Source organism: Stenotrophomonas sp., assembly GCF_035634915.1.
GTDB lineage: Bacteria > Pseudomonadota > Gammaproteobacteria > Xanthomonadales > Xanthomonadaceae > Stenotrophomonas.
On record NZ_DASQCB010000005.1, the window covers coordinates 432,891 to 439,661 of the forward strand.

The window sequence follows — 6,771 nt, forward strand, 5'->3', positions numbered from 1 at the left end:
CGATGGATGCTGGCTGCGTCCCGCGCGACAATACCGGCATGACCCGCACCCCTGCCGATCCCTGCCCCTGTGGCCTGCCCGCCGACTACGCCGCCTGCTGCGGCCGCTACCACGCTGGTGAAGCCGCCCCGGATGCCGAGCGCCTGATGCGTTCGCGCTACAGCGCCTACGTGCGCCAGCTGCCCGACTACCTGCGCCAGACCTGGCACCCGGACACCCGCCCGGCCGAACTTTCGCTGGACGAGGCGCCGGGCCAGCGCACCCAGTGGCTGGGCCTGTCCGTGAACGAACACACTGTCACCGGTCCGGACAGCGCCGAGGTCCGCTTCACTGCCCGCTACCGCATCGGCGGCAGCAGCGCGGTGCGGATGACCGAGCACAGTCGTTTCCTGCGCATCGACAACTGCTGGTACTACCTCGACGCGGTCTGAGCGGGCGCCGCGGCGCAGTGTCCATGTGAATGCGCTGACCTCATGCAATGACATTGCGCTCACCCGGCGCAGCCGAAGCTGGGCCCATGGACAGCGCAACCCTCGCCGTCGCTGCCCCGCAGCGTGAACTGGCCGCCCACTTCGCCCACGTACGCGGGCGCAGCCAACAGCTGGCCGCACCGCTCAGCGCCGAAGACGCGATGTTGCAGAGCATGGACGATGCCAGCCCGGCGAAGTGGCACCTGGCCCACACCACCTGGTTCTTCGAACGCTTCGTGCTGGCCAGCGTACCGGGCCACACGCCGTGGGATCCGGCCTGGGATTTCCTGTTCAACAGCTACTACAAGAGCCTCGGCCCGGCCCACGCACGGCCGCGCCGTGGGCTGCTGTCGCGGCCCTGCCTGCAGCAGGTGCGCGATTACCGTCGGCACGTCGACGAACAGGTGCTGGCACGCCTGGTCGATGGCGATCTCGGCCAGGAGGCGCTGCAGCACCTGCAGCTGGGTCTGCAGCACGAACAGCAGCACCAGGAGCTGCTGCTGACCGATATCAAGCACGCGCTGTGGTGCAATCCACTGCAACCGGCCTACCGCGCAGACCTGGCGGCGGTTACCAGCGTGGCCAGCGCACAGGGCTGGGTCGCGCAGGACGAACGCATCATCACTGTCGGCGCAGCGCGCTGGCCGCAGCACGCCGCCTTCGCCTACGACAACGAATCGCCGCCCCACCGCGTGCTGCTGCCCGCACACGCCATCGCAGACCGCCCGCTCAGCAACGGCGAGTACCGCGCCTTCGTCGACGCCGGCGGCTACCGCGACCCACGCTGGTGGCTGAGCGAGGGCTGGGCCCTGTGCGAGACCGAAGGTTGGCAGCACCCGCTGTACTGGCATGACGACCTGCAGCGCGAATACACCCTTGGCGGCTGGCGTGCGCTCGATCCCCACGCACCGGTCTGCCATCTCAGCTATTACGAAGCCGATGCCTGTGCCCGCTGGCATGAGGCGCGCCTGCCGACCGAGTTCGAGTGGGAAGCGGCCGCCGCCATGCAGCCGCCCAGCGGCCACTTCGCCGACGACGACCACCTGCACCCGCACGCAGGGCAGGGCACAGGCCTGCGCCAGCTGTTCGGCGATGTCTGGGAATGGACCCGCAGCGCCTATGGCGCCTATCCGGGCTTCCAGCCGTTTGCCGGCAATCTGGGCGAATACAACGGCAAGTTCATGTGTGGCCAGTGGGTGCTGCGCGGCGGCAGCTGCGCCACTCCGCGGGGCCACGTACGCAGCAGCTATCGCAACTTCTTCATGCCACCGGCGCGCTGGCAGTTCTCCGGCGTGCGCCTGGCAAAGGATCTTCAATGAGTACCGTACAGGACGCGCTGCAGGCGCTGACCGACCTCACCCCCGGCCGCCAGCAGATCATGGCCGACGCCGTGGCCGGCCTCTCGCGCGCCGCGCGCCAGCTGCCCTCCAAGTATTTCTACGATGCGCGCGGCTCGCGCCTGTTCGAGCAGATCACCCATACGCCCGAGTACTACCCCACGCGTACCGAACTGGCCCTGCTGGACCGGGTCCTGCCGGACATCGCCCGTGCCGTGGGCAGTCATGCCCACGTGGTCGAACTGGGCAGCGGCAGCGGCCGCAAGACCGCACGCCTGCTCGCCGCGCTGCACGACCCGGTGGCCTACACCCCCATCGAGATCTCACGCGCGGCGCTGCTGTCCAGCATCGATCACCTGGCACCGGCGCTGCCGCAGGTGGAAATGCTGCCGGTCTGCGCCGACTTCACCCGGCCGGTGCAGGTGCCTGTGCCCGAACGCGCGGCGACGCGGCGGCTGCTGTTCTTCCCCGGCTCCACCCTGGGCAACTTTGCCGGTGAAGAGGCCATCGCCCTGCTATGCGCGATGCGCCAGACCATGGGCGATGACGGCCTGGCACTGGTCGGCATCGATCTGCACAAGGACCCGGCATTGATCGAGGCCGCCTACAACGATGCCGATGGCATCACGGCGGCCTTTACGCTCAACCTGCTGGCCCGCCTCAACCGCGAAGTGGGCAGCGACTTCGACCTGGATGGCTTCCGCCACCAGGCCCGCTACAGCACCGCGCGGCTGCGCATCGAAACCGACCTGGTCAGCCAGCGCGAGCAGGATGTGCATCTGGATGGGCAGACCTTCCACTTCCAGGCCGGCGAACCGATCCGGGTCGAGTACAGCCACAAGTACACCGATGCCAGCTTCAACCACCTGCTGCAGCAGGCCGGCCTGGAAACCGTCGGCCTCTGGAATGCGCCTGATCCCGCATATGGCCTGCGCCTGCTGCGCGCCTCCGCCCCATGACGGTCGCGCCGGGCCATGCCCGGCGGCGCATCACCACCCGCGCTACCATGGCCCCAGCACCGGCAACACGGAGGACGCCATGCCCTTGATGACCACGCTCGGCCTGGCCGCCGCGCTGGCTGCGCCGTCGACGGTGCAACCCGCGCCTGCCGCTGATCCGGCCTTCGCCCGCTGCATGGCGCAACTGCAGGTCACCGCCGGCAGGCAGGGCATCGCTGCGGATCGCTTCAACGCGATCACCGCCGGCCTGCAGCCTGATTCCACGGTGCTGCCGCTGCTGGATGCGCAGCCGGAGTTCACCACGCCCATCTGGGATTACCTGGCAGCACTGGTTGATCGCCCACGTGTGGACGACGGCCGCGCGATGCTGCAGCAGCATCGTGATCTGCTGCAGCGGGTATCGGCGCAATATGGCGTCGATCCAGCGACCATCGTCGCCGTCTGGGGCGTGGAAAGTGATTACGGCCGCGTGTTCGGCAAGCGCCCGCTGCTGCAGTCGCTGGCCACGCTGTCCTGCGCCGGGCGGCGCCAGCCCTTTTTCCGCGGTGAACTGCTGGCCCTGGTCAAACTGATCGACCAGGGTGATCTGCAGGCGCAGGGCCTGACCGGCTCGTGGGCCGGTGCCTTCGGCCACACCCAGTTCATGCCCAGCACCTATGCGCGTATCGCCGTTGACGGTGATGGTGATGGCCGCCGCGATCTGGTGGGCAGCATCCCCGATGCGCTGGCCTCCACCGCCAACTACCTCAAGCGTGCCGGTTGGAACCGCGGTGAACCGTGGGGCATGGAAGTCCGCATCTCCGAGGGCTTCAAGACAAGCCTGGCCGGCCGCACCCAGCGTCGTGCGCTGGCTGACTGGCGCGCACTGGGCATCACCGGCCTGGATGGCAGCGCCCTGGCACCGCAGGGCCTGCCGGCCGACGCCCGCGCGGCCCTGCTGCTGCCCGCCGGCAGCAAGGGGCCTGCGTTGCTGGTGTTCCGCAATTACGATGCGATCTACAGCTACAACGCCGCCGAAAGCTACGCGCTGGCCATCGCCACGCTGGCCGACCGGTTGCGCGGCGGCAGCGGCCTGGCCACGCCCTGGCCCACCGATGACCCCGGCCTCGGCCGCGACGAGCGTCGCCAGCTGCAGACCCTGCTGCTGGCCCGTGGCCACGACATCGGCAGTGCCGATGGCATGATCGGCAACGCCAGCCGGCGCGCCATCCAGGTCGAGCAGCGCCGCCTGGGCTGGGCCAATGCCGATGGCCGCCCCGGCCAGCGCATCCTGCGCACCCTGCAGGCCGAACCGCGCACGCCGGCCACGCCCACCCGTTTCAGCCTTCCCCCCAACTACAGTGCCGCGCAGTCGCCGGCCATACGGAGTCGATCCACCGTGCAACAGATCCAAGGTGTCAGCACCGGCCAGTTCCAGGGACTCGATGCCTGGCTGGTGGAAACCCCCGAAGCGACCGCCGCCATCAGCGTGTTCGGCGGCCAGCTGCTGTCCTTCGTGCCCAAGGGGCAGCCCGATGTGATGTGGCTCTCACCCACGCGTGCCGAGCTGCCCACCCCGATCCGTGGCGGCAGCCCGGTGTGCTGGCCGTACTTCGGCCGCCAGGGCCAGGGCAATGATGTGCCGGCGCACGGCTTCGTCCGCACCGTGCCGTGGGAACTGCAGCAGGCGCGCCGGCTGGATGACGGCAGCATCGAGCTGACCCTCGCCCCGCCGGCCCTGCAGGATCTCGGCCTGCGCCTGAGCATGACCGTGCGGGTGGGCCGCGAACTGCGCCAGCAGCTGGTCACCGAGAACACCGGCAGCGTTCCGGCCAGCATCACCCAGGCCCTGCACAATTACTTCCGCGTGGGCGATGCCACCCGCGTCGAGGTGGACGGCGTGGACGGGGTGACCTACCAGGACAAGTACGAGAACTACGCCCAGACCCGCCGCCAGCAGGGACCGTGGTCACTGCGCGACCCGCGCGATCCCGGCCGCAGTGACCGCATCTACAGCCCGGCCGGCGGACGCTATGTGCTGCGTGACCCGGTGCTCAAGCGCCGCATCGAGCTGCGCACCGAAGGCAGCCGCGCGCTGGTGGCCTGGAACCCCGGCGCTGACGCGGCAGCAAAGATGACCGACGTCGGCGACGGCTGGCGCGACTACGTCTGCCTGGAGGCGGCCAACGCCGGCCCTGATGTCATCACGGTGGCCCCCGGCGGTCGCCATGTACTGGTGCAGGTGCTGTCCTCAGCACCGCTGTAGGCACGGCGACGGCGGTACGGGCGTCCTGCGGTCGCGTCACTGGCCCATCAGGCCGTCGTGCGCGGCCGCAGCACCAGCAGGCACAGCGAGCCGGCCACCAGGCCCCAGAAGGCCGAGCCGATACCCGCCAGTGATACGCCGGAGGCGGTGACCAGGAAGGTAACCAGCGCCGCCTCACGGTCGCGCTCCACGGCCAGGGCGCTGGCCAGGCTGTTGCCGATGGTGCCGAACAGGGCGATACCGGCCACGCAGGCCACCAGTTCCCTGGGGAAGGCGGCGAACAGTGCCGCCACCGTCGCCCCGAACAGGCCGATCAGGATGTAGAACGCACCGGCCGCCATCGCTGCGGTGTAGCGACGGTCGGGATTCTCATGGGCGTCGCGGCCCATGCAGATCGCCGCGGTGATCGCCGCCAGGTTCAATGCATAGGCGCCGAAGGGCGCCAGCAGTGTATTGACTACCCCGATCCAGCCGATCACCGGCGAGATGGGTGCGCTGTAGCCGGAGGCGCGCATGACCGCGACGCCGGGGATGTTCTGCGAGGCCATGGTGACCACGAACAGGGGCAGGGCGATGCCGGCCACCGCCTGCCAGGACAGTGACGGCGTCACCCACTGCGGTGTGGCCAGCTCCAGGTGCAGGTCCTGTGCGTGCAGCAGCCCACGGCTGGCGGCGATGATGATGCCGACCAGCAGGGTGGCGATCACCGCATAGCGCGGAAACAGCCGGCGCCCGGCCAGCCAGGTAGCGAACATCGCCAGCGCCAGCAGCATCTGGGTGTTCATGGCCACGAACACGTCCAGGCCGAAACGCAGCAGCACTCCGGCCAGCATGCCCGCAGCCAGCGCCATCGGCACCCGCTGCATCAGCCGGGCGAAGATGCCGGAGAAGCCGGCAATCATGCCGAGCACCGCAGCGAGCAGGAAGGCACCGGTGGCTTCGGACAGCGACGCGCCGCCGGCACCGACCACCAGCATGGCCGCACCCGGGGTCGACCACGCGGTGACCACCGGTACCCGATAGCGCAGCGACAGGCCAATACAGGTCACACCCATGCCAAGGCCCAGCGCCCACATCCATGAGGCGATCTGCGCCTGGTCGGCGCCGACGGCCTGTGCGGCCTGGAACACGATCACCGCCGAACTGGCAAAGCCAACCAGTACCGTGATGAAACCAGCGACGATCGCCGGCACCGAAAGATCGCGCCACCACACCTGTCGTACCTGCGTGCCCATCGTTGTCTCTTCTGTATGCATCCGTACATACATAGCGCCTGCGGCGTTGACCGCGCAACGCGCGGGCAACGCCGTTGTCATCCAGCTGAAAAAACAGTTGACGAATCCGGCAGGATCTCTAGAATTCGCTCCCTTGCTGCGGCGCGGCAGCTTCCCCGGAAGTCACCCGCCAACAGCGACGCCACACCGGCGGACGAGATGATCGAACGAAGGTGTTGACGGACTCGAAAAGTCCGGCATAATAGGCGGCTCGCAACGACGAAAGGCCTTCGGGTCCAACGACGAAGCGGCATCGGCAACAACGTCCACCCCGGTGAGGCGGCCTTGAAAAAGGTGTTGACGAAGCGGAAAAGCCGGCTATAATGGGCGGCTCGCTACGAAGGAAACTTCGCAGCACACGGGAATGGCGCTGAGGCCACTTCCCCTGATCTTTGAAAGTATGCGCAGGTATCTTGTGAAGGCGCCTGCAGGAAGGATGATTGTCCATCTTGCAGACGTTTGATCAAGCAACTATTAATTGTTTTA

At 68.3% G+C, this 6,771-nt stretch carries 5 protein-coding genes; 4 read left to right on the forward strand and 1 reads right to left on the reverse strand.

What is annotated here, in order from left to right; all coding sequences use genetic code 11:
• Window positions 1–38: 38 nt before the first annotated feature.
• The 4 genes from VER16_RS06040 (at window position 39) to VER16_RS06055 (ending at window position 5,011) form a co-directional block, all read left to right on the forward strand.
• Window positions 39–431: a YchJ family protein gene (locus tag VER16_RS06040; RefSeq protein WP_324806263.1), complete on the forward strand. Its 393-nt coding sequence runs from the start codon at window positions 39–41 to the stop codon at window positions 429–431.
• Between the two features lie 86 nt (window positions 432–517).
• The gene (gene egtB / locus VER16_RS06045; RefSeq protein WP_324806265.1) at window positions 518–1,789 is read left to right on the forward strand and encodes an ergothioneine biosynthesis protein EgtB; all 1,272 of its coding nucleotides are present in this window, start codon (window positions 518–520) and stop codon (window positions 1,787–1,789) included.
• Entirely contained in the window at window positions 1,786–2,766 is a 981-nt protein-coding gene (gene egtD, locus VER16_RS06050; protein ID WP_324806267.1) for an L-histidine N(alpha)-methyltransferase, read from the forward strand. Before egtB ends, egtD begins: the two co-directional genes overlap by 4 nt.
• An 88-nt stretch (window positions 2,767–2,854) precedes the next feature.
• Window positions 2,855–5,011: a lytic murein transglycosylase gene (locus tag VER16_RS06055; RefSeq protein ID WP_324806294.1), complete on the forward strand. Its 2,157-nt coding sequence runs from the start codon at window positions 2,855–2,857 to the stop codon at window positions 5,009–5,011.
• A 47-nt stretch (window positions 5,012–5,058) separates the two neighbouring features.
• Here the strand turns inward: VER16_RS06055 and VER16_RS06060 are convergent, their stop codons facing one another.
• Entirely contained in the window at window positions 5,059–6,246 is a 1,188-nt protein-coding gene (locus tag VER16_RS06060) for a benzoate/H(+) symporter BenE family transporter (RefSeq protein ID WP_324806270.1), read from the reverse strand.
• Window positions 6,247–6,771: the final 525 nt, after the last annotated feature.